The following is a 22,030-nucleotide window of genomic DNA, read 5'->3' as shown; positions in this document are numbered from 1 at the left end:
CCCCGCCGCCGGTCCGGTCGATACTGGAGCGGCGGCGGTCTACGCAAACCTTAGCAACGGCCGGAGGGCCTCACGATGAGCAATACCGATTTCACGTCCCGCGCCCAGGAACTGCGCGCCCGCAACGACGCGCTGGCGGCCTCGCAACCCAAGCTGCGCGCCCGCAACCTGGCGCAGGCGCTGGGCGTGTCCGAAGCCGAATGGGTGGCGGCGGAATGCGGCGGCCTCAAGGCCGCGGCCCTGCACGGCACGCCCCAGGAGATCTTCCGCGAACTGGGTACGCTGGGTCCGGTCATGGCGCTGACGCGCAACGACTGGTGTGTGCACGAGCGTCACGGCGTGTATGAGGACATCCAGGCCGAAGGTCCGGTAGGCCTGGTGCTGGGGCCGGACATCGACCTGCGCGTCTTTTTCACGTCCTGGAAGTCGGCCTGGGCGGTCGAGCAGGACGGCCGCCACAGCCTGCAGTTCTTTGACGGCGCGGGCGTGGCGGTGCACAAGGTCTACCGTACCGAGGCTACCGACGCGGCCGCCTACGACGCCCTGGTCGCGAAGTTCGCGGGCGAGGCGCAATGGCCGGAAACCCAGCCCTATGCGCCCGCCGCCGACGCCGACCGGGTCGAGGACAGCGCGCAATGGCGCGAGGCCTGGCTGGGCATGCAGGACACGCATGAATTCTTCCCTCTGCTGCGCAAGTTCAAAGTGTCGCGCCTGGCCGCGCTGGTGGCTGCGGGCGAGGACCTGGCACAGCAGGTGCCGGCCGACGCTGTCGAGCGCATGCTGGAATCCGCGGCGCAGTCCGGCTTGTCCATCATGTGCTTCGTGGGCAACCGCGGCATGATCCAGATCCATACCGGCCCGGTGCAGCAATTGCGCCGCACCGGCCCCTGGTACAACGTGCTGGACCCGAAGTTCAACCTGCATCTGGACACCACCGCCATCGCCTCGGCCTGGGTGGTGAACAAACCGACCTCGGACGGCTGGGTCACCTCGCTGGAGCTGTATTCCGCCACCGGCGACCTGATCGCGCAGTTCTTCGGCGAACGCAAGCCGGGCAAGCCGGAACTGGCCGGCTGGCGCGAACTGATGACCGGCTTGTGCAGCGTGCCGCTGGCCGCCTGATTCCATAAGGACGTAGCGATGAAAAAATGGCTGGCAATGGCGGCGGGCTGGGCATTCGCGCTCAGCGTGCACGCCGCGCCGCCCACCCGGGTGGTGACCCTGGGCGGCAGCGTGACCGAAATCGTGTATCAGCTGGGGCAGGGCGACAAGCTGGTGGGAGACGATCTCTCCAGCCTCTATCCCGAGGCCGCGACCAAGCTGCCGCGCGTCGGCTACTACCGGGCCGTGCCGGTGGAAGGCGTGCTGTCGCTCAAGCCTGATCTGGTGCTGGCGTCCGAGCAGGCGGGGCCGCCGGATGCGCTCAAGCGCCTGGCGGATGTCGGCTTGCGGGTCGTCACCGTGTCGGACGCGCCGTCGGTGGACTCGCTCAAGTCGCGCATCCGCGGCATTGCCGACGCGTTGGGCGTGGCGCCCGCGGGCGAACGCATGGTGGCAGAGGTCACGCGTGAACTCGCGCGCGCCGAGGCGGTGCCCGCGACGCGCGCGCGGGCCCTGCTGCTGATCAACCGCACGGGCTCGCCGCAAGGCGCTGGCCGCGATACCGCCGCCAACGAAGTCATGCATCTGGCGGGATTGGTGAACGTGCTGCAAGACCAGCAGGGCTACAAGCCCCTGTCGGCCGAAGCCTTGGGCGCGCTCGCGCCCGACCTGATCGTGGTCACGCAGGCGTCGCTGGACGCGGGCGGCGGCATGGAAGCCTTCCTGCGCATGCCCGGCATCGCGTCCACCCAGGCCGCCGCAAAGCGGCGGATCGTGGTCATGGACGACCTGCTCATCCTGGGGATGGGGCCGCGCCTGCCGCTGGCGCTGACCCAGCTCAAGCAGGAGGTCGCGCATGTCATGGCGCGTTAGCGCGCCGCTGGCATTGGGTTTGCTCGCCGCGGCCTTGGCGGTCGCGGTGGTGGCCGCCACCGCCAACGGTGCGGTGGCGATCCCTTTGCGCGAACTGCCCTCCCTGCTGTGGGGCGCGCCGACGCCGGAAAACGCCTTGTGGCGCAACGTGCTGATCGACATCCGCCTGCCGCGCGTCCTGTTCGCGCTGGTGGCGGGCGCCGGACTGGCGGTATCCGGCGCGGCCATGCAGGCGCTGTTCCGCAATCCGCTGGCCGAGCCCGGGCTGATCGGCATATCGGCCGGCGGCGCGCTGGGCGCGGTGGCCGCCATCGTGCTGACATCCGGCGGCTTCTGGATCACCGCGCCTTCGGCCTTCGCCGGCAGCCTGGTCGCCACGCTCTGCGCCTATGCGGTGGGCCGGCGCGTGCCGGGCGTGGCCGGGCTGCTGCTGGCGGGCGTGGCCATCACGGCCATGGCGTTCAGCCTGATCGGCCTGTTCACCTTCGTCGCCACCGACGCGCAACTGCGCGACCTGACCTTCTGGAACATGGGCAGCCTGGGGGGCGCCAACTGGAAAGTGCTGTCGTTCCTGGGGCCATGGGTGCTGCTGGTCAGCCTGTGGCTGATGAGCCAGTGGCGCGTCATGAACGCCTTGCTGCTGGGCGAGCGCGAGGCCCAGCACCTGGGCTACACGCTCAAGCGCGTGCGGGCCCGGCTGGTGCTGGCCAGCGCGCTGATCGTCGGGCCGCTGGTCGCCGCCACGGGGACCATCGTCTTCGTCGGGCTGGTGGTGCCGCATTTGGTCCGCATGACCCTGGGCGCCAACCACCGCTGGCTGCTGCCCGCCACCATTCTGGCGGGAGGGTTGGCGCTGATACTCGCGGATTGGCTGGCCCGCACCGTGGTCGTGCCGGCGGAACTGCCTATCGGCCTGGTGACCGGTCTGGTCGGCGGGCCGTTCTTCCTGTGGCTGCTGGCGCGCGGACGGAGGATCGGATGACGCTTTCCGCACAGAATCTGACCGTGAGCCGCGGCGGCGCGCGCATCCTCACCGATGTGTCGCTGGACATCCGGCCCGGAGAAGTAGTGGGCTTGCTGGGCGCCAACGGCGCCGGCAAATCCACCTTGCTGGGCGCGCTGTCGTCGGAACTGGCCCCTGATGCCGGCCAATTGAGCCTGGGCGCAACGCCGCTCGCCGCGCTGCCGCACCGGCAGCAGGCTCGCCAGCGCGCCGTGCTGCCGCAAAAGCCCGGGCTGACTTTCGACCTGAGCGTGCGCGAGGTGGTTGCCATGGGTGCCTATCCGTTCCCGGAGTTGCCGCCGCAGGCGGTGGACGAACTGGTGACGCAGGCGCTGGGCCAGGCCGATGCGGCGCATCTGGCGGGACGGCGCTATCCGGAGTTGTCCGGCGGCGAACAGCAGCGCGTGCAGTTCGCCCGCGTGCTGGTTCAGTGCCATGCCGCGCGCGGGCAGGGCGAGCCGCGCTACCTGTTGCTGGACGAACCCACCGCCAGCCTGGATCCCAAGCATCAGGGCGATTTGCTGCGCCGCGCCTGGGAACTGGCCCACAGCGCCCATACGGGCGTACTGGTGATCCTGCACGACATGAACCTGGCCGCGCGCTGGTGCGACCGCCTGCTGCTGCTTTGCGGCGGGCGCGGCATTGCGCAAGGCACGCCGGCGGAGGTCCTGACGCCGGCCAATCTGTATCTGGCCTACGGCATCGACGCGCAGGTGATTCCGCATCCCCTGCAAGCCGGCCGCCTTCTGGTGCTGATGGCGTGACGCGGGCTGTGGGGCCGGTAAAATAGGCGATACGCTGGTAATCGCCTTTTTCAACATCTACCCAACAGGACCCCGTGTCATGCCTACTTTTGACGTCGTCTCCGAAGTCGACAAACACGAACTCTCCAACGCTGTCGACCAAGCCAACCGCGAACTGGCCACCCGCTTCGATTTCAAGGGCACCGAGGCCAAGTTCGAACTCGACGAATTTGTCGTGACCCAGGTCGCTTCCAGCGCGTTCCAGCTCAAGCAGATGCTGGACATCCTGCGCGGCCGCCTGTCGGCGCGCGGCATCGACGTTCGCTGCCTGGATGTGGCCGATCCTCTCGAAAACCTGGGCGGCGCGCGCCAGAAGGTCACCATCAAGCAGGGCATCGAACAGCCGGTGGCCAAGAAACTCATCGCCGCCATCAAGAACGCCAAGCTCAAGGTGGAATCGCAGATCAACGGCGACAAGCTGCGCATCAGCGGCAAGAAGCGCGACGACCTGCAGACCGCCATCGCGCTGCTGAAGAAGACCGACGTCGATCTGCCGCTGCAGTTCGAGAACTTCCGCGACTGATCCGCCCCGCGCCAGGGCGCGCGGCGCCCTGCCGACCTCGAGGGGGGCCATGGGACATTCCAATGAGTTGCAGCTGGTGGTCGAACTGGTGCGCGCCGGCGGCATGTCCGCTGCTGCCCGCGAGCTCGGCGTCACGCCGGCCGCGGTCAGCAAGCGACTGGCCCAGATCGAGGCGCGGCTGGGCGTGCGGTTGGTCAACCGCAGCACGCGGCGCCTGAGCCTGACCGCCGAAGGCGAGGTCTACCTGGAGAGCGCCCGCCGCATCCTGGGCGAGATCGAGGACCTGGACCAGTTGATCGCCAGCCGCCAGGACAGTCCGCGCGGCCTGCTCAAGGTCAACGCGCCGCTGGGGTTCGGCCGCAGCTACATCGCGCCCGCGATTGCGGAATTCGCCCAGGCCTATCCCGAGGTGTCGCTGCAATTGCAGCTGACCGACAGCCCGGCGGATTTCGTGCAGGACGCCTTCGACGTGGCGGTGCGCTTCGGCGACCTGCCCGACACCCGCCTCATCGCCCGCAAGATCGCGCCGAACCGGCGCCTGGTCTGCGCATCGCCGGGCTACCTGAAGACCCATGGTGTTCCCGTCACGCCGCACGACCTGGCGCGGCACCAGTGCATCGTGCTGCGGCAGAATGAAGCCGCGTACGGCTTGTGGCGCTTTACCAAGGGACGCCGCAGCGAGACCGTGAAGGTGCGCGGCAATCTCAGCAGCAATGACGGCGAAGTGACGCTGACCTGGGGCCTGGCCGGCCTGGGCATCCTGCAGCGCGCCGAATGGGACCTGGCCCGTTATCTGCGCAGTGGCAGGCTGGTGCAGGTGCTGGAAGACTACGCCTTGCCGCAAGCCGACATCTACGCGGTCTTTCCGGAAAGGCACCACCTGTCCGCCAAGGTACGGGTGTTCGTGGACTTCCTGGTGGCGTATTTCAGGAAAGGCGCGGACAGCCGGTGGTGATACACGGCCCGGCTCAGGCCGACCACAGGTGCTGCGCCGCGTAGGCGCGCCAGGGCCGCCACGTCTCGGCGCGGGCCAGCAATTGCGCGGGCGTGTAGGCCCGTGATTCCAGCTTCTCCAGCGCCCGTATCAACCCGATGTCGGCGGACGGGAACGCATCCGGCTCGCGCAACTGGCGCAGGGCGATGTATTGCGCCGTCCATTCCCCCACGCCGCGTATGGTGCGCAGCCGGAGCACCGCGTCCTCCAGGCCGCCGGCCGCATCGAATAGATGTTTGTCCGCCACCGCCGCCGCGGCCACTGCCGACAAGGTCGCCGCGCGGCTGCGCGGCATGCCCAGCGGCGCCAGCTCGGCGGCCGCCACGGCTTCGGGCAAGGGAAACACATGCGTCAGCCCGCCTTCGGGACGCGCCATCGCCGCCCCGTGCGCGGCCACCAGCTTGCCTGCCAGGCGGATGGCCGCGACCACCGTGATCTGCTGGCCCAGCACGGCGCGCATGGCCAGCTCGAAGCCGTCCCAGGCCCCGGGCACGCGCAGGCCGGGCCGCGCTCGGATCAGCTCGGTCATGATAGGGTCGCTGGCGAATTGCGCGGCGATGGCGACTGGATCGCTGGCCAAGTCGAAGACGCGGCGCAGGCGCGCGATGATGGCCGGCAGCGCCTGCAGCCGGGGGAAGCGCACCGTGGCTTCGAGCGCATCGCCGCGGCCCGGGCGCACCGTCACCGTGCCTTGGTGGCCGTCGAGCAGGACGGTGCGCGCATAGCTGTCCTCCGTGACCTGCTCAATGCCGGGGATCGCACGCAGCCGCAGGAAACCCAGCATCGCGTCCCAGTCGTAGGGCGGACGGTAGCGCAGCAGCAGCTTGATCTCGCCTTCTTGCGCCGCGGACACCTCGGGCTTGCCGGAACGCCGCAGGTCTCCGGGGGCGCGTGCGAACAGGTCGTGGAAGATCTCGTTGAAGCGGCGGATGCTGCCAAAGCCCGAGGCAAATGCGATTTCCGCCATCGGCAGCCGGGTTTCGTGGATCAGCTGCTTGGCCAGCAGCACGCGCCGCGTCTGCGCCACGGCCACGGGCGAAGCGCCCAGGTGCTGGCGGAACTGGCGCCGCAGCTGGCGTTCGCCCACGCCCAGGCGCTGCGCCAGCACGTCCACGCCGTCTTCGTCCAATGCGCCCAGTTCGATCAGTTGCAGCGCGCGGGCCACGCTGTCCGGCAGCTCATGCCCAGGTCCCAGTTCAGGTGCGGTTTCCGGGCGGCAGCGCAGGCAAGGGTGGTAGCCGGCCTCCTGCGCCGCCGCGGCGGTGGCGTAGAACGCCACGTTCTTCGACAGCGGCGTGCGCGCCGGACACACCGGGCGGCAATAGATGCGCGTGGTCTTCACGGCAGTGAAGAAGCGGCCGTCGTAACGGGCGTCGCGCACTTGGATGGCGCTGTAGCAGGTGTCGTGGTTCAGGTCCATGGGATCATGCTACCGCCGCGGCGGGCGCCGGATCTAGCGGTTTTCGGACAGTGTTGTGGATGCGGCATTCCTGTCCGAAAACCGCCAGCGCAAGTTTCGCGTCCGCGCCTATATTGGTCCCATTGATCACCGCCGCAGGAGCCAGCCCGATGTCCACCCGAATCCAGGCCTTCTTTCTTGAACGCGTTCCCACGCCCATCGGCCTGATGCTGGTCCTGAGCGACGAGCAGCAGCGCTTGCGGGCGGTGGACTGGGAAGACTACGAATCGCGCATGCATCTGCTGCTGCGCAGGCAATACCGCAACCAGGCCGTGGAGCTGCGCGATGCCGCCCAGGCCTCGCCCGCGCGGCGCGCGCTGCTGGACTATTTCGACGGCGACGTGCGCGCCATTGACGCCTTGGACGTGGCCACCGGCGGCACCGACTTCCAGCGTGAGGTGTGGCGGGCGTTGCGGGGAGTGTCGGGCGGCCAATCGGTCAGCTATGGCGCGTTGGCGCAGCGCATCGCGCGTCCCGCGGCCGTGCGCGCGGTGGGCGCGGCCAACGGGGCGAATCCCATCGGCATCGTCGTGCCTTGCCACCGCATCGTGGGCGCGGATGCTTCCCTGACCGGTTATGGCGGGGGGCTGCATCGCAAGCGCTGGCTGCTCGATCACGAGCAGAGATGGCTTGAAAATTCTTGTGACAGGGCTGAATAGATTTGTAGCGTGTTAAGCATCTGAAAGGCATATCATCCGTCCCCTTCAGAGCAACCCGCAACAGGAAACAAAGATGTTTATGCCGCGCCCCTTGCGCATGTCCGCCGTTCTGGCCGTCACGCTGGCGCTTGCCGCGTGTGGCGACGATAGCGCCAAGAAGGAAGCGAAAGCGTCCGAGCCGACCACCGCCCAGGCCGAGATCATCAAGTACAACCAGTACGTCGACACCGCCAATGGCCTCTCCACGACTTTCGAAGAGGCGCTGGACCGCTACCAGACGCGTGTCGTCCCGGCGCTGAAGGATGGCAAACCGCTCAAGGATTTCTCCATCAGCAACGATTCCAGCATCCTGCGCACCAAGGAAAAACTCGACGGCGCGCTGGCGATGAAGACGCCGATTGCCGAGATCGATGCGCCTGCCAAGGAATTTTCGGACGCGCTGGGCAAGCTGGCGCCGCTGAGCAACGAATTGCAGAACTACGCGGCAGCCAAGACTTTCCTGTCGGACAACGGCGCGCTGGCGCACGAGAAGAGCCCGGCCTACGTCGCGGCGCTGACCGAAGTGGTGAAGGCCGAAAACGGCTTCTATCGCGGCATTTCCATCAGGGACACGGCCAATACCAAGGCAGCGTTCGAGAAGGCCGAGAAGGACACGGTCGCCTATTACCGCGCCGGCCTGGTCTATTACGGCAAGGCCACGATGGACAAGGCGTCGGGCGTGTTCGACGGCACGGGCCTGGGCGTCGACCAGGAGGCGTTCAAGCAGGAGTTGGACAAGATGAACGAGATGGCGCTGGGCTTTGACAAGAAGACCCGCGAGGCCGATCCCAAGGGCTGCTCCAGCATGATGATGAACGTCAACAGCTTCCTGGCTTCCGGCCGCAAGATCCTTGAAAACACCAGCAGCGGCCGCTACAAGGAAGAAGCGGCGCGCACTGGCGCATTCAAGATGATCCGCCTCACCATCGAGATGGACGCCGGCAGCCTGCGCCAGAACTTCAACAACATGATCTCTACCTTGAACGTCGGCCGCTGCTGACGGCAGCGCCCGCCAGCGGCCGCGACATGGCCGCGGCCCGAAACAGCGCCCCATGCGGGCGCTGTTTTATTTGCGCGTTCAAATCGGCGCCTGCGCATTTCACCTTCAACTCCAGGTAAAAGATGTTTTGAATTCCACGGCGCCCGCCGTCCGCAGGCGTCAGTACAGTGCCGACAGCATCTCACCAGCAAGGAGCCCAGTCGGCCCATGAAGACCTATCGCATCGCAACCATCCCCGGCGACGGCATCGGCAAGGAAGTGATTCCCGCCGGACAGCGCATCATGCAGGAACTGGCCCGGGACGGCGGCCTGAGCTTCGAATTCGAGGATTTCGGCTGGGGCGGCGACTATTACCGCCAGCATGGCGTCATGATGCCGGCCGACGGCCTGGACGCGCTGCGCGGCAAGGACGCCATCCTGTTCGGTTCGGCGGGCGATCCGCATATTCCCGACCACATCACCCTGTGGGGCCTGCGGCTGAAGATCTGCCAGGGCTTCGACCAGTACGCCAACGTCCGCCCGACGCGCATCCTGCCGGGCATAGACGCGCCGCTCAAGCGCTGCGCGCCGGACCAGCTGGACTGGGTCATCGTGCGCGAGAACTCCGAAGGCGAGTACTCCGGCGTGGGCGGCCGGGTGCACCAGGGCCATCCGTTGGAAGCCGCGACCGACGTCTCCATCATGACCCGCGCCGGCGTCGAGCGCATCCTGCGCTTCGCCTTCAAGCTGGCGCAATCCCGTCCGCGCAAGCTGCTGACGGTGGTGACCAAGTCCAACGCGCAGCGCCACGCCATGGTGATGTGGGACGAGATCGCCGTGGAGGTCAGCCGCGAGTTCCCGGACGTGACCTGGGACAAGGAACTGGTCGACGCCGCCACCGCCCGCATGGTGAACCGTCCGGCCACGCTGGACACCATCGTCGCCACCAACCTGCATGCCGACATCCTCAGCGACCTGGCGGCGGCGCTGGCCGGCAGCCTGGGCATCGCGCCCACCGGCAACATCGATCCCGAACGCCGCTATCCCTCCATGTTCGAACCGATCCACGGCTCGGCCTTCGACATCATGGGCAAGGGCCTGGCGAACCCGGTCGGCACCTTCTGGTCCGTGGTCATGCTGCTGGAGCACTTGGGCGAAACGCAGGCCGCCGCGCGGCTGATGCAGGCGATCGAAAGCGTGACCGCCGATCCGTCGCTGCATACGGGCGACCTGGGCGGAACCGCCACCACCGAGCAGGTCACGGCGGCGGTCTGCGCCAAGCTGGCGGCCGCGGCCAGGGTCCGGGCCGCATAGACGAAAGCTGGCCCGAAGCAGGCCCGTAGCGGGACCGGGGCGCAAGATCCCAGGCCGGCTCCGGGCTCCACGACAAGAAGCGAATTCCATTCGTACCGAGGAGACAAGCATGCACAAGAGAACCATACCCGCGCGCGTCCTGGCGCTGGCCTGCCTGGCTGGCCTGTCCTTGGCCGGCGGCGCGCAGGCGCAGACCTACCCCGTCCGGCCCGTGAACCTGGTCGTGCCGTTTCCGGCCGGCGGCACCACCGATGTGCTGGCGCGTGCGCTGGGCCAGGAGTTGGCCAAGACCCTGGGCCAGCCGGTGGTGGTGGAGAACAAGCCCGGCGCGGGCTCGACCCTGGGCGCGGACTACGTGGCCAAGGCCGCGCCCGACGGCTACACGCTGCTGATGGGCGCCGTGCACCACACCATCGCCACCAGCGTCTACAAGAGCCTGCATTACGACTTCCAGAAGGATTTCGCGCCGGTGACCACGGTGGCCCTGGTGCCCAACGTGCTGGTGGTCAATCCCAAGCTGCCGGCGCAGAACGTGCAGGCCCTGCTGAAGCTGGCGCAAGGCCAGCCGGGCAAGCTGACCTATGGCTCAAACGGCATGGGCACGGGACAACACCTGATCGGCGCGCAGTTCGAAAAGGAAGGGCATGTGCAGCTGCTGCACGTCCCTTACAAGGGCAGCGGCCCCTTGACCACCGACCTGCTGGGCGGCCAGATCGACATGTCGTTCGATACCGTGACGCCGGTGCTTGCGCACATCCAGAGCGGCAAGCTGCGCGCGCTGGCCGTCACCACCAATCAGCGCTCGGCCGCGCTGCCCGACGTGCCCACCATGGAGGAGGCTGGCCTCAAGCCCTTCAACATGGGAACCTGGTTCGGCGTGCTGGCGCCGGCGGCCACGCCCGCGGACGTGGTGGCGCGCCTGAACGCCGAGATGGTCAAGATCATCCGTTCGCCCGACTTCTCGCGGCGGATGGCGGAGATCGGCGCGGTGCCGATCGGCGACACGCCCACCGAGATGAAGGCGCGCATCGGCACGGACACCGAGAACTACGCCAAGCTGGTCAAGGACGCCAAGGTCGCGATCAACTGAGCGCGGCGTCCGTTCAGGCGCGGATCCAGCCGCGCGCGATCGGCAGCGCCAACACCTTCCGGTACAGGCTTTGCGCCACGCCCGTGAGAGGCTCGCCGCAGCGGCTCCATGCCATCGCGGCGAGTCCGGCGGCGACAGGCGCCAGCAAGAGCCCGCCCACGATGTCCAGCGGGAAGTGCACGCCCAGGTAGACGCGCGACGCGCCCACCAGGACGGCCGCGGCCAGCGTCAGCCAGCCCCAGGCGGCCCAACGCCGGTCGTGGATCAGCGTGCACGCCAGCGTGGCGATGATGATGGTGTGATTGCTGGGGAACGAGGACGTCGCCTTGTGGGGAAAGAACGCATGTCCCAGGCCCATGACGAAGGGCCGGGCATGCGGCCACAGGGCGCCGCACAGATAGCTGGCGAACAGCGCCACGGCGATGCCGGCCAGGGCCTTCAGCGCCAGGTCGCGCTGTGGCCGGCCGCCCCACAGCCACAGGGCGGCCAGGACGGCCGGCACCAGCAGGATCAGCCGGTTGGCCACCAGCATGGCGGCGTGGATCTGCCAGATCGGGGTGGCCGGATCGGCGTTGATCCAAAGAAAAAGGGACTGGTTGAGGCCTTCGAGGGAATTCATGACTGGTCATTGCGGCGTAATAAAGCGATTGCCGCGATGGTAAAGAACCCAGCCTTCAGTCCGCTTGCAAAAAGGCGCCGGACTGCGTCCTTTTACTTCTGGATGCGTTTGCCCTGCGCGTCGATCACGGCTTCGCCGTCTTCCTTGCTGAACGCGCCTTGCTGCGGCGCCGGCAGGAGATCCAGCACCAGCTCGGAGGGACGGCACAGGCGCGCGCCCAGCGACGTCGAGACAAAGGGACGGTTCAGCAGGATGGGGTGCTGTTCGATCGCGTCCAGCAGCGCGTCGTCAGAGAGGGATGCGTCGTCCAGGCCCAGTTCCTGGTAAGGCGTGCCTTTCTCGCGCAGGGCCTCGCGCACGCTGACGCCGGCCTTCTTGAACAGCGCCTTCAGGGCGGCGCGCGAGGGCGGCGTTTCCAGGTACAGCACGACTTCGGGTTCGATGCCGGCGTTGCGGATCATGGCCAGGGTGTTGCGCGAGGTGCCGCACTTGGGGTTGTGGTAGATGGTTACGTCGGACATGGAAGCTCCTCTTTCCGGTGTGTCGTCATGCGTCATGCAAGGCTGTGAGCATAGTGCATTGGCGCTGGCGCTTCAGGCCCGCAGCTTCTTGCCCAGCCGCCGCCAGCCTATCACCGCGCCGGTCAGGCTCAGCGCCGCGCCGCCCAGGCTCAGGAACACCAGCAGGGCGTCCCACAGCGGGCGGCGCGACAAGAGGCCGGTCCAGTCCCAGCTATGCAGGAAGGCGAACAGCCAGCGGCTGGCGCGCGAACCGCTGTCCTGCCGGCTGACGATCTGTCCCGTGCGCGGGTCCAGATAGACCCAGGTCACCTGGGGATCGTCATAGGCCAGGCGCCACACGGGCAAGGGCTTTTCGACGTGGCCCAGCATCGCGTGCTCGTCTCGGGCGTAGTAATAGAAGTCGTAGGCCTCCAGCGTTTCGGCGCTGGCGAGCCGCGCGCCGGGAACCAGCCGGGCGGCGGCGGCGCGCAGGGTCGCCGGGTCGAACGCATGGGGTTGCGCATCGCCGGCCGACAGCACCAGCGGGGCGCCCGCGGCGCTGCGCGCCAGCACCACGTCATGACCGTCGGCGCGGGCCCAGCGCAGTTCGCGCGGCGCGGCGGGCAGCGCTGCGATCAGCGCGCCGGGCGCGGCCAGGGTGGCGCCCGGCGCGCCGGCATAGGCTGCCTGGGCCAGGGGCGGGGCGCCGCTGCTGAACAGCTTCCACGGGTTCATCGACATCAGCCCGCTGAAGATCCAGGTGATGGTGATGGCCGCGAACAGCAGGCCGCTCCAGTGATGCCAGCGCATGATGTTCTCGCGGTAGGGCGAGCGGCTGCCGCTGGCATAGGGCCGCGAAAAGCGCCAGCGCAGGATCCCCACCACCGTACCCGTCACTGCCAGCAATACGCCGGCGACCGACAGCCACACCACGATGTCGTGCCACCAGCCGTCCAGCGCGTTGCCGCGGAACGGATACAGCCAGTGGATCCAGGCGCCCGCGTAGTTCCAGACGCGTTCGGCGCGGGTGGCGTCCAGCACCACCATGCCCGTGGCGGACGAGACGTAGAGCCGCGTGCGCGCCGGATCGTCCAGGTCCACCCGGTGCAGCGGCCGGTCGGGACCGAGCGCGCGCGAATGGGTATAGGCGTCCTCGTCCACCGTGCCCTGGTAATGGGCGGCATACTGGCCACCCGACCAGGCGCGGGCCGTGGCCAGCGCGGTCGCGGCGTCGGCCGGGGGCAGCAGCGCGCCGCTGGCGGCGTCCACCACTTTGGGCGCGCGGCGCGCCTCGGTCGGAACCAGATAGACCGGTGCGCCGCCGCGGGCCGCAGCCAGCACCAGGCCAGCGGAGTCCTTGGCTCCCGCCGCTGTCAACGCCTGCGCGGGCGTCACGGCAATCGCGGCGGCGTCCAGCGCGGGCAGGTGCGCCAGGCGTTCCTGCGGCGTGAGCTTGGGATAGCCCACGTACATCATCACCACGCCGGAGATGAACCACATGGCGAAGAACAGGCACAGCACGATGCCCGCCCAGCGATGGATCAGGTACAGCCAGCGCTTGGCGCGCGCCGACAGCGGCGGTCCGGCGCGATGGCGGGACGATGAGAGGTGTGTCGTGTTCATGGCGGTCTGTCCCGGCGCGCCGCTCAGAAGCGGGCCTGCAAGGTGAGCTCGACCGAGCGCGGCGCGCCCAGGTAGTACATGGTCGGCGTCGCGTTCGCGGCGTAGACCTTGTCGGTCAGGTTGCGCACGCGCGCCGTCACGCTCAGGTTGGGGTTGATCCGGTGCGACAGCGCCGCGTCGAACACGGTGTAGGACGGGGTCCACACGGTGTTGGCGGCGTCGGCGTACATGCGGCCCACGTAGCGCGCCGCCATGCTGGCGGTCCAGTCGGGCAGGAAGGCGTAATCCAGCCAGACGTTGGCGAGGCGGCGCGGGGTGTTGGTCGGCACGTTGCCGTTGCGCGAGACCGCCACGCCGCCCACCGATTGCGAGAAGTCATCGTACTGGGGATCGACGAAGGCGACATTGCCTTGCAGGGACAGCTGGGAAGTCAGCTGCAGGCCGCCGGCCAGTTCGATGCCGCGCGCCGATTGCGCGCCCACCGGCACACTGACCCCGGGATTGTTCGGGTCCGAGGTTGCTATGTTCTTGCGCTTGATCTCATAGATCGCCACGGTGGCCGTGCCGCGGCCGTCCCAGAAGTTGAACTTGCCGCCCACTTCGGCCTGCCTGCCGGTACTGAGCTTGTCATTGCTCAGCACATCGGCGAACGAGGCCGTGGCCAGGATGCCCGATGGAGGATCCGCCGCGGTGGCGTACTGCGCGTACAGCGTAGCTTCCGGGCTCAGCTCCCAGTTCACGCCGAGCCGTCCGGTCAGTGGCGAGTAGCTGCGCTGCGCGCTGGCGGGCGAGGCGGCGGTGACGGCGCGGCGGTTGGTCAGGTCCAGGTCGATGAAGTCCTTGCGCAGCGCCGACACGATGGCCACGCCGGGCAGCACCGTGGTGCGGTTTTCCATCGTCAGCGCCAACGTGCGGATGCGGTTGTCGCGGTCGGCGACATGGCCACGCTTCATGCCGGGAATGTCGTAGAAATCGCCGGCCGAGAAGTCGTAGGGATCGACTGCATCCACCTGGGCGGGCAGGCTGGTGGGATAGCGGGTGATCTTGTTCTGGCTGACGTCCACGCCGAAGGACCAGTCGCTGGGCAGGCCGGCCAGGGTCGAGCGGTACAGCCCTTCCACGCGGTTGCCGATCAGGCTTTGCTCGTGGCGCTGCAGCAGCGCGCCAGAGCGCAGCACCAGGCTGTTGCCGGCGTTCAGGCGGTAGCTTTCCAGGTTGCGGTAATCGCGTTCGGCGCGATAGTAGTAGAGCGTGTTCTTGAAGGTCAGATTCGATCCGGCGCGCCATTCCGTCAGGGAGCGCGCCCATAGCACCGACTGCTCGTACAGGCCATCGTTGACGTTGTAGTTCTTGAAGCGTGTGCCATCCAGGATGCGGCCCGTGCCCTGCACCACGCCGTTGGCGCCGGTTTTCAGCGGCGTGCCCCAGTAGGGGCGGTCGACCTGTTCGCGCTGGTACTCGAAGGCGAAAGTCTGGGTTACATCCGCGCCCAGGTCGGACAGCAGCGATGCGGCCACCTGGCTGGAGCGGGAGTGGTTGCCGTCGACCCAGCCGTGGCTGGAATCGGTATTGGCGTCGATGCGCAGATAGTGGCCGCGGCCGCCGGGTTCGCCCGCCAGTTGCTGGTTCAGGCCGACCGACAGTTGGCGGCTGTCGAACGAGCCCAGCCGCAGTTGGCCGTCGTAAAACGTGTCGCGCTCGGGCAGCTTGGTGACGTAATTGATGGCGCCGCCCACCGCGCCCGCGCCGAACAGGAAGGTGGAGGGGCCGCCTATCGCTTCGACCCGGTCATAGATCCAGCTGTCGACCGGCCGCGCGGCGATCGAGTCGTACTGCACGGAGATGCCGTTGAACAGCTGCGAGACCTGGCCGCCGGAGAAGCCGCGGTAACTGACCGCGCCGGCATTGCCGGGCGGCGAGGCGTTGTCCACGCCGGGGATGCCACGGGCGATCTCCTGCGTGTTCAAGGAGCCGCGCGCCTCGATCTGCTCGCGCGAGATCACGGTGACGCTGGCCGGCGTTTCGCGCAGGGTCAGGCCCAGGCGGCTGCCGGTGCTGTCGCGCGCGTTCAGATTGATGGGGCCGTTGGGGGCGGGCGCTTCGGCGCTTGCGCCATGCACAGTGGTTGGCGCCAGGGTTTGCACGGCGGGTTCCGTGGGCTGGGCCTGGGCGGAGCCGCTGGCGAGCGCGCCCAGCAGCAAGGTGTAGGTCGTGGTTTTCTTCATGTCTGGAACCAGTGGTCCGGCCCGCGCGCCCGGCTGCCCTCTGGGGACGGGCGGGGCTGGTCGGGGCGCATGAGCCTGAATGACGGCACGCCTCTGGACGCGCGGTCGGCGCGGACGGAAGGTGGCGGCGAGGTAGCAGCGTGCGGACGCGGACCGGTCGCCGTCAGGCGGCGGGGCGCGCCGGCTCAGACTGCTGGCGGCGCGCGCGGCTGCGCCGCGCTCCAGGCATGAAGAGAATGCGCCGCGAGGAAGAACAGCGGCGGATAGGTGATGGCGCGCCCAAGCGGGGCGGGCACGACGGGAACGGTCGCGGGCAGGATGCCCACGTCGGCACCCGGGTTGCGGCACAAGGGGCAGTGATGGCTGTCGCCATGGTCGTCCGCGTGGCTGCCGTCATCGCTGCTGCCCGGCACATCCAGGGAGAATGAGGCTTGTCCCGCGCCTTCGCTGGTGCAGAAGTCGACGGTGATGCGATGGGCGTTGTGGCTGGCTGGGGACAGGCTCAGCGCATGCGCCAGCGACGGCGCCAACGACGCCCACAGGATCGCGACGAGCGCGATCCACACGGCGGGGCGGGTCAGGTAGGCAGCGGAGCACATGGCGCCCGATTATATCGGAGCAGATGGGGATGCCGGGCATGCGCGCCCGGCAATCGATGTGATTTCCTATTTGTCCCGCGCCCGCAACTGCCGCCGCACATCCTCGCGCCTTCGGGTTAGCCCTGTAGCTGCTGGTAGACCTCTTGCGACACGCGCAGCAACTCGTCGCGGCTGACTGCGCCCGACAGCGCGTAGCCGAACTGGCCTTCGACCCAATAGAACACCCGCACCGGACCCTCCTGGGTGAACTGGAAGGCGGTCTGCCCACCGGCAGCCTCGCGGGTGACGTACAAGGTCAGGCGCTGGCCATCGGCCGCGCCGTACATGAAGAGCGCAACCGGCCCCGCGCCACCGGGCAGCAGGCGTCCGCCCACCAGCTCATAGCCGGCCTGCGACAGGGACGGCGGGCGCATGGTCGCGCCCATGCGTTTGGTCAGCCAGGTGACCAGGCCCTTCTCGTTGTCGGCGCCGACTTCCACGGGGCGGCCCATGTCGGGCGCGTAGACCGCGTGGGCGATGGCGGCGCGCTGGGCATAGCCGCCCGCGACGCGCTCCGGGCTGGCGGTGGCCAGCACCGCTTGCAGATGGCGCGCATCCATGGCGCCGCGGGTGATCCAGGCAGCGCTGGCGCTGACGGCGGCGATCGCCACGCCGGCGGCCAGGGCCCGCCAGGGCCAGGGGTTCGCGGGCCGCGCCAGGGGCAGGCGCAGCGGCAGCGGCTCGTCCAGCACCGGGTCCAGCATGGCGTGCAGCAGGCGCCGCTGTTCGCGCCATTCGTCGACCCGGGCCTGGTCCTGCGGATGCGCGCCCAGGAAGGTCTCGACCTCGGCGCGGCGCGCCGGCGGTAACTGGCCGTCCGCATAGGCATGCAGGTCGGCTTCGGTAATCGGGGTGCCCGCGCCGGGCACTGCGTGGAGGCGTTTCTCGTTCATGTCATTTCACGCGATGAAGCTTGCTGACGGTGTCGCGCGCCTGCATCAGCGCGCCCAGCTTCTCGCGGGCGCGCGACAGGCGCGACATGACCGTGCCCATCGGCACGTCCAGTATCCGGGCGGTTTCCTGATAGGACAGGTCCTCCACGCAGATCAGCAGCAATACCTCCCGCTGTTCGGCGGGCAGGGCTTGCAGGCAGCGGTCCAGGTCGCGCACCTCCAGGTGGTCGGTCTGCGTGGCGCGCACCGGGGCGTCCGGCAGTTCGCCCGGGGCGGTCTGCTCGGCCCGCCGGCTGCTGGCGCGCACGCCGTCGATGAAATGGTTGTGCATGATGCCGAACATCCAGGCGCGCAGCTCGCCGCGCCGTTGCCAGCGCGAATAGCGGCTCCATGCGCGCTCCAGCGTGTCCTGGACCAGGTCGTCGGCCCGGTGGGGGTCGCCCGTCAGCCCGCGGGCGTAGCGCCGCAGGCTGGGGATGCAGGCCAGGATCAGGGCTTCGTCTTCGGCGCGCATGGATTGCTGCGTTTGCTGGCGGACACGGTCTCAGGGCTTGGCGACGTGCCAGACTTCCTTGAAGTTGTCGCCCGTCTTGTCGCCGGCCTTGGCGTCCTTGGCGTAGGTGTACAGCGGCTTGCCCTTGCTGGCCCATTGCTTGCTGCCGTCGTCGCGGGTGATGACGGTCATATCGCCCATGGGCTTGGCGTCGGCGCTGGCCATGACGGGCGGCCAGATCTTGGCGCACTGGTCATTGCAGGCGCTCTTGCCGCCGGCATCCTTGTCGAAGGTGTAAAGCGTCATGCCGGCGCTGTTGACCAGCATGCCGTCCTGGGTCTTGACGGCCTGGGCCTGGGCGCCGGCCGAAAACAGGGCGGCGGCGGAGATGGCCAGGGCTGCGGCGATGTGTTTGCGCATGGTTTGCCTCGTACGTAGATAGGGAAAGTGGGGGACTGCCCTCTACAGACGCTGCCGGCCCGGGCTTTATTCCCGCCGGGCGGAAAGAAGTTGCAAAGGGTCAGCCTGCCGGCCGGACCGCGCCGGGTTCGTAACGCATTTCGTGTTCCAGTTCGGTTTCCTCCACGGGGGTGAAGCCCAGCGCTTCATACAGGCGGCGGGCGGGGTTGCCTTTCAGCACGCTCAGGGTGACCGGGATGCCTTCGGCGTCGGCCTCGTCCAGCACGCCTTCCAGCAGGCGGCGGCCCAGCCCGCGGCCCTGGAAGGCGGGGTCGATCTGGATCTGCACGATGCGCCAGCTGGCCGCGTCCCGGCCATGCTTGAACAGCCCGGCGGGCCGCCCGTCCAGCCAGACGATGCGGGCGTCCTCGAAGCGGTAGAGGATGCGGGCCAGATGGTAGTCGTCGTCCTGCGGCGCGCCCGCGCGCCGCAGGTGCTCGTGCATGGTGGTCTTGCGCAGGGCAAGCAGGAAGGGCAGGTCGTCTTCGGTGGCGGGCTGCAGCGCCAGGGAGCAGGTCTGGGTCATGGAGGCGGGGGAGGTAGGAGGCGTCCGGCTGCCGTGCCGGCCCGATTATCAGGTTATAGAGCGGTTGCGCCCCGGGCGCCAGCCCGGCCGACGGCGGCCGGCTCATTGACCCGGCTCCTCAACCAGGTCCTTTGATCCTGCTCTTCAATCCGCGCCGCCGCTGCGCGCGCACTCCCACCCTAGCTCGGCCAGCGGCGCCACCTTGGCGCCCATGGACTGGGCGTCGTCGGCGGCCGCGTTGCCGCCCGAGGCGCGCGCGGCGACCCCCTGCAGGATGGCGGCCATGCGGAAGAAGCTGTAAGCGAGGTAAAAGCCCCAATCGGCGACACCGGCAAGCCCGCGCGCCCGGCAGTACGCCGCCACGACCTCGTCCTCCGTGGGAATCCCCAGCGCGCCGAGATCGGATCCGGCCACGCCGCGCCACAGCTGCGGCGACACTCGCCAGCACATGCAGTAATAGGCCAGGTCCGCCAGCGGATGTCCCAGCGTGGAAAGCTCCCAGTCCAGCAAGGCCAGGGCGCGGGGCTCGGTGGGGTGGAAGATCAGGTTGTCCAGGCGGAAGTCGCCATGCACCAGCCGCGTTTCGTCGCTGGCGGGAATGTTGCGGGGCAGCCAGTCGATCAGCGACTCCATGGCGGGCAGGTCCGCCGCGGGCCGGCTTTCGCGGTACTGCCGCGTCCAGCGCGAGATTTGCCGGGCATAGTAGTTGCCGGGCCGGCCGTAGCTTTCCAGGCCCAGGGCCACGTAGTCCAGCTCATGCAGGGCCGCGAGCACACGGCTGGTTTCGGCGTAGATCGCGCCGCGCTCGGCCGGGTCCAGGCCTGGCAGGGTCGGGTCGACAAAGGTGCGCCCCTGCACATAGTCCATCAGGTAGAAGGGAGTGCCCAGCAGGCTGTCGTCGGCGCAATAGTCCAGCATGCGCGGCACGGGCACGTCGCTGCGCTCCAGCGCCCGCATGACCCGGAACTCGCGGTCGATGGCGTGCGCCGAGGGCAACAGCTTGCCCGCCGGCTGCTTGCGCAGCACATACTGGCCGCGGGCCGTGGCCACGATGTAAGTCGGATTCGATTGGCCGCCGGCCAGGCGGCGCAGCGCCACTTCGCCGGCTTGCCCGGCATAGCCCGCACGCACCAGATAGGCGGCCAGCGCGTCCTGGCCAGCAATCGTCTCCACTGTCGCGCCCGTCACGATTGCGCCCCGGCCTGTTCCTGCGCCTGCCAATGCCAGAACTCGTCGCCCTCGTCCATCAGGAATCGCGCCAGCACCATCTTGTGCACTTCGGATGCCCCATCGACCAGCCGCGCCTGGCGCGCGTAGCGGTAGATCCAGGCCAAGGCCGTATCGCGCGAATAGCCGCGCGCGCCGGTCAGCTGGATGGCGGTATCGACCGCCTTGTGCAGCGTTTCGGAGACGACGATCTTCGCCATCGAGACTTCCTTGCGCGCGTAGCTGCCCTGGTCCAGGGCGACGGCGGCGCGCATCGTCAACAGGCGGCCGATCTCGATCGCCATGGCGCATTCGCCCAGCATCCATTGCACGCCTTCGCGCTCGGCCAGCGCGGTGCCGAAGCTCTGCCGGGTCGCCACGTAGTCGCGCGCGATGGCCAGGGAGCGGCGGGCCAGTCCCAGCCAGCGCATGCAATGCGTCAGCCGCGCGGGTCCCAGGCGGATCTGCGTGACCTTCAGGCCGTCGCCCACGCCGAGCAGGCGGTTTTCATCGGGGATTTCCAGCCCGTCGAACACCAGTTCGCAGTGGCCGCCGTGCTCCTCCGGTCCCATGATGGGGATGCGGCGTTCGATGCGCCAGCCCGGCTGGTCCGCGTCGAAGAGGAAGGCCGTCAGGCCCTTGCGCGGATCGTCCGAGGTCTTGGCCATCAGGATGAAGTGCTGCGCCACGCCGGCGCCGGTGATGAACCACTTTTTGCCATGCACCCGCCACTTGCCGTCTTTCAGGGTGGCGCTGGTGAGCATCATGGATGGGTCGGAGCCGCTGCCCGGATGCGGTTCGGTCATGGCGAACGAGGAGCGTACCTTGCCGTCCACGATGGGCTGCAGCCAGCGCGCCTTCTGCGCGTCGGTGGCCACCTTCTCCAGCACCATCATGTTGCCGTCGTCGGGCGCCGCGCTGTTGAACACCACGGGGCCGAAGATCGACACGTTCATTTCTTCGTAGCAGGCCGCCATGCCGACGCGTGACAGGCCCTGGCCGCCGCGTTCGCGCGGCATCTGCAGCGCCCACAGTCCGGCCTCGCGGGCGCGCCGGCGCAGCGGCTGCAAGACTTCCTCGCGGATGTTTTCGTGTTCGTCGTAGGAGGCAGGGTCCGCCTCCACCGGCAGGATGTGGGTCTCTACAAAGTCCTTGATGCGCAGGCGGTAGCTTTCGATTTCTGGCGTGAGGCTGAAGTCCATATTGCGTCCCGGGGTCAGAGCGTGGAAATGAGATGTCCGCCGTCCACGACCAGGACGGAACCGGTCATGAAGGAAGAGGCGTCGGAAGCCAGCAGCAGCAGCGGGGCGGACAGCTCCCGCGCCTGTCCGAGCCGGCGCTGCGGCACGCGCCGGATCAGCGCCTGTCCCGCGTCGCTGGCGAAGAATTCGCGGTTCAGGTCGGTTTCGATGTAGCCGGGCGCGAGGGCATTGACGCGGATGCCGTGGCGCGCCCACTCCAGCGCCAGGGCCTGCGTCAGCTGGATCAGCGCGGCCTTGGAGGCGGCGTAGGCCGGTACTTGCTGGGCCACGCGCAGCCCGAGGATGGAGGCGATGTTGATGATGCTGCCGCCGCCGTGCGCCTGCATGTGGCGGCCTGCCGCCTGCGCCACGCGCCATGTGCCGTTCAGGTTGACGTCGATCACGTCGCTCCAGTCGGCCTCGGTGTGTTCCAGCGCCGGCCGGGTGGTGGTGACGCCGGCGTTGTTGACCAGGATGTCGATGGCGCCGTCGAGTCGCTCGGACGCGGCATCGAATAAACCTGCGACGCTGTCGGGTTGGGTCACGTCCAGGGCGATGGCGCAGGTGCGCCGGTCCGCGGCGGCCAGTTCCGCGGCCAGTTGCTCGCCGGCCTGCAGCCTGCGCCCAGCCAGGGCCACGTGCGCGCCGGCGGCGGCCAGGGTGCGCGCGAATTCCGCGCCCAGCCCGCCGAAGGCGCCGGTCACCAGGGCCCGCTTGTTGCGTAGGTCCTCGAACATGCTCACTCTCCTTCGGGCATTGCCGCCGCGGGG

The 22,030-nt window shown here is 68.6% G+C and carries 23 protein-coding genes; 10 read left to right on the top strand and 13 right to left on the bottom strand.

The features are described from left to right. The first annotated feature begins 75 nt into the window (after positions 1-75). The 6 genes from IPU70_RS05985 to IPU70_RS05960 all read left to right on the top strand — a co-directional run bounded on the left by IPU70_RS05985 (position 76) and on the right by IPU70_RS05960 (position 5,258). A complete protein-coding gene (locus tag IPU70_RS05985; protein ID WP_207465741.1) occupies positions 76-1,122 on the top strand; it encodes a hemin-degrading factor in 1,047 nt (348 codons plus the stop codon). A gap of 18 nt (positions 1,123-1,140) precedes the next feature. Next, the gene (locus IPU70_RS05980; RefSeq protein ID WP_207465739.1) at positions 1,141-1,974 is read left to right on the top strand and encodes a hemin ABC transporter substrate-binding protein; all 834 of its coding nucleotides are present in this window, start codon (positions 1,141-1,143) and stop codon (positions 1,972-1,974) included. Then, entirely contained in the window at positions 1,958-2,956 is a 999-nt protein-coding gene (locus IPU70_RS05975; protein WP_207465737.1) for an iron ABC transporter permease, read from the top strand. The genes IPU70_RS05980 and IPU70_RS05975 overlap by 17 nt, the downstream gene beginning before the upstream one ends. Next, positions 2,953-3,741, top strand: a complete 789-nt coding sequence (locus tag IPU70_RS05970; protein ID WP_207465735.1) for a heme ABC transporter ATP-binding protein — start codon at positions 2,953-2,955, stop codon at positions 3,739-3,741. The genes IPU70_RS05975 and IPU70_RS05970 overlap by 4 nt, the downstream gene beginning before the upstream one ends. Positions 3,742-3,820: 79 nt before the next feature. After that, a complete protein-coding gene (locus IPU70_RS05965; RefSeq protein WP_013395853.1) occupies positions 3,821-4,303 on the top strand; it encodes a YajQ family cyclic di-GMP-binding protein in 483 nt (160 codons plus the stop codon). Between the two features lie 49 nt (positions 4,304-4,352). Then, positions 4,353-5,258, top strand: a complete 906-nt coding sequence (locus IPU70_RS05960; RefSeq protein ID WP_207465733.1) for a LysR family transcriptional regulator — start codon at positions 4,353-4,355, stop codon at positions 5,256-5,258. A gap of 13 nt (positions 5,259-5,271) precedes the next feature. On the opposite strand, the gene IPU70_RS05955 is transcribed toward IPU70_RS05960, so the two are convergent. Next, positions 5,272-6,717 carry an AlkA N-terminal domain-containing protein gene (locus tag IPU70_RS05955; RefSeq protein WP_207465731.1) on the bottom strand — a complete coding sequence of 482 codons (1,446 nt, stop codon included), beginning with the start codon at positions 6,715-6,717 and terminating at the stop codon, positions 5,272-5,274. Between the two features lie 149 nt (positions 6,718-6,866). Here IPU70_RS05955 and ogt point away from each other — a divergent pair, with 149 nt between their 5' ends. The 4 genes from ogt to IPU70_RS05935 all read left to right on the top strand — a co-directional run bounded on the left by ogt (position 6,867) and on the right by IPU70_RS05935 (position 10,837). Further along, positions 6,867-7,415 (top strand): methylated-DNA--[protein]-cysteine S-methyltransferase, encoded by a 549-nt coding sequence (gene ogt, locus IPU70_RS05950; protein WP_207465729.1) that lies wholly within the window; start codon positions 6,867-6,869, stop codon positions 7,413-7,415. Positions 7,416-7,488: 73 nt separating this feature from the next. Beyond that, on the top strand, positions 7,489-8,454 hold the full coding sequence (locus tag IPU70_RS05945) for a DUF3829 domain-containing protein (RefSeq protein ID WP_207465727.1): 966 nt from the start codon (positions 7,489-7,491) through the stop codon (positions 8,452-8,454). Positions 8,455-8,661: 207 nt separating this feature from the next. Beyond that, positions 8,662-9,747, top strand: coding sequence for a tartrate dehydrogenase (locus IPU70_RS05940; protein WP_207465725.1), 1,086 nt, complete (start codon positions 8,662-8,664; stop codon positions 9,745-9,747). Positions 9,748-9,856: 109 nt separating this feature from the next. Continuing rightward, positions 9,857-10,837 carry a tripartite tricarboxylate transporter substrate binding protein gene (locus IPU70_RS05935; protein ID WP_207465723.1) on the top strand — a complete coding sequence of 327 codons (981 nt, stop codon included), beginning with the start codon at positions 9,857-9,859 and terminating at the stop codon, positions 10,835-10,837. Between the two features lie 13 nt (positions 10,838-10,850). Here the strand turns inward: IPU70_RS05935 and IPU70_RS05930 are convergent, their stop codons facing one another. The 12 genes from IPU70_RS05930 to IPU70_RS05875 form a co-directional block, all read right to left on the bottom strand. Then, a complete protein-coding gene (locus IPU70_RS05930; protein ID WP_207465721.1) occupies positions 10,851-11,456 on the bottom strand; it encodes a phosphatase PAP2 family protein in 606 nt (201 codons plus the stop codon). Between the two features lie 92 nt (positions 11,457-11,548). Next, on the bottom strand, positions 11,549-11,977 hold the full coding sequence (gene arsC / locus IPU70_RS05925; protein WP_207465719.1) for an arsenate reductase (glutaredoxin): 429 nt from the start codon (positions 11,975-11,977) through the stop codon (positions 11,549-11,551). 72 nt (positions 11,978-12,049) lie between these two features. Continuing rightward, a complete protein-coding gene (locus IPU70_RS05920) occupies positions 12,050-13,579 on the bottom strand; it encodes a PepSY domain-containing protein (protein WP_207465717.1) in 1,530 nt (509 codons plus the stop codon). A 23-nt stretch (positions 13,580-13,602) separates the two neighbouring features. Continuing rightward, positions 13,603-15,804, bottom strand: coding sequence for a TonB-dependent siderophore receptor (locus tag IPU70_RS05915; RefSeq protein ID WP_207465715.1), 2,202 nt, complete (start codon positions 15,802-15,804; stop codon positions 13,603-13,605). 185 nt (positions 15,805-15,989) lie between these two features. Continuing rightward, on the bottom strand, positions 15,990-16,403 hold the full coding sequence (locus IPU70_RS05910) for a DUF2946 domain-containing protein (RefSeq protein WP_207465713.1): 414 nt from the start codon (positions 16,401-16,403) through the stop codon (positions 15,990-15,992). 116 nt (positions 16,404-16,519) lie between these two features. Next, on the bottom strand, positions 16,520-17,335 hold the full coding sequence (locus IPU70_RS05905; protein WP_207465712.1) for an anti-sigma factor: 816 nt from the start codon (positions 17,333-17,335) through the stop codon (positions 16,520-16,522). Position 17,336: 1 nt separating this feature from the next. Continuing rightward, positions 17,337-17,849: an RNA polymerase sigma factor gene (locus IPU70_RS05900; RefSeq protein WP_013395832.1), complete on the bottom strand. Its 513-nt coding sequence runs from the start codon at positions 17,847-17,849 to the stop codon at positions 17,337-17,339. A gap of 30 nt (positions 17,850-17,879) precedes the next feature. Further along, positions 17,880-18,248 (bottom strand): hypothetical protein, encoded by a 369-nt coding sequence (locus IPU70_RS05895; protein WP_207465710.1) that lies wholly within the window; start codon positions 18,246-18,248, stop codon positions 17,880-17,882. A 100-nt stretch (positions 18,249-18,348) separates the two neighbouring features. Beyond that, a complete protein-coding gene (locus IPU70_RS05890; protein ID WP_207465708.1) occupies positions 18,349-18,813 on the bottom strand; it encodes a GNAT family N-acetyltransferase in 465 nt (154 codons plus the stop codon). Positions 18,814-18,957: 144 nt separating this feature from the next. Then, entirely contained in the window at positions 18,958-20,001 is a 1,044-nt protein-coding gene (locus IPU70_RS05885; protein ID WP_207465706.1) for a phosphotransferase, read from the bottom strand. Next, entirely contained in the window at positions 19,998-21,221 is a 1,224-nt protein-coding gene (locus IPU70_RS05880; RefSeq protein ID WP_207465704.1) for an acyl-CoA dehydrogenase family protein, read from the bottom strand. The genes IPU70_RS05885 and IPU70_RS05880 overlap by 4 nt, the downstream gene beginning before the upstream one ends. 14 nt (positions 21,222-21,235) lie before the next feature. After that, entirely contained in the window at positions 21,236-21,997 is a 762-nt protein-coding gene (locus IPU70_RS05875) for an SDR family NAD(P)-dependent oxidoreductase (RefSeq protein WP_207465702.1), read from the bottom strand. Positions 21,998-22,030 lie beyond the last annotated feature (33 nt).

This window comes from Achromobacter sp. SD115 (assembly GCF_017355315.1).
Lineage (GTDB): Bacteria > Pseudomonadota > Gammaproteobacteria > Burkholderiales > Burkholderiaceae_B > Achromobacter > Achromobacter xylosoxidans_B.
The sequence above is the reverse complement of the archived record's forward strand: the minus strand, read 5'-3'. Positions and strand labels throughout refer to the sequence as shown.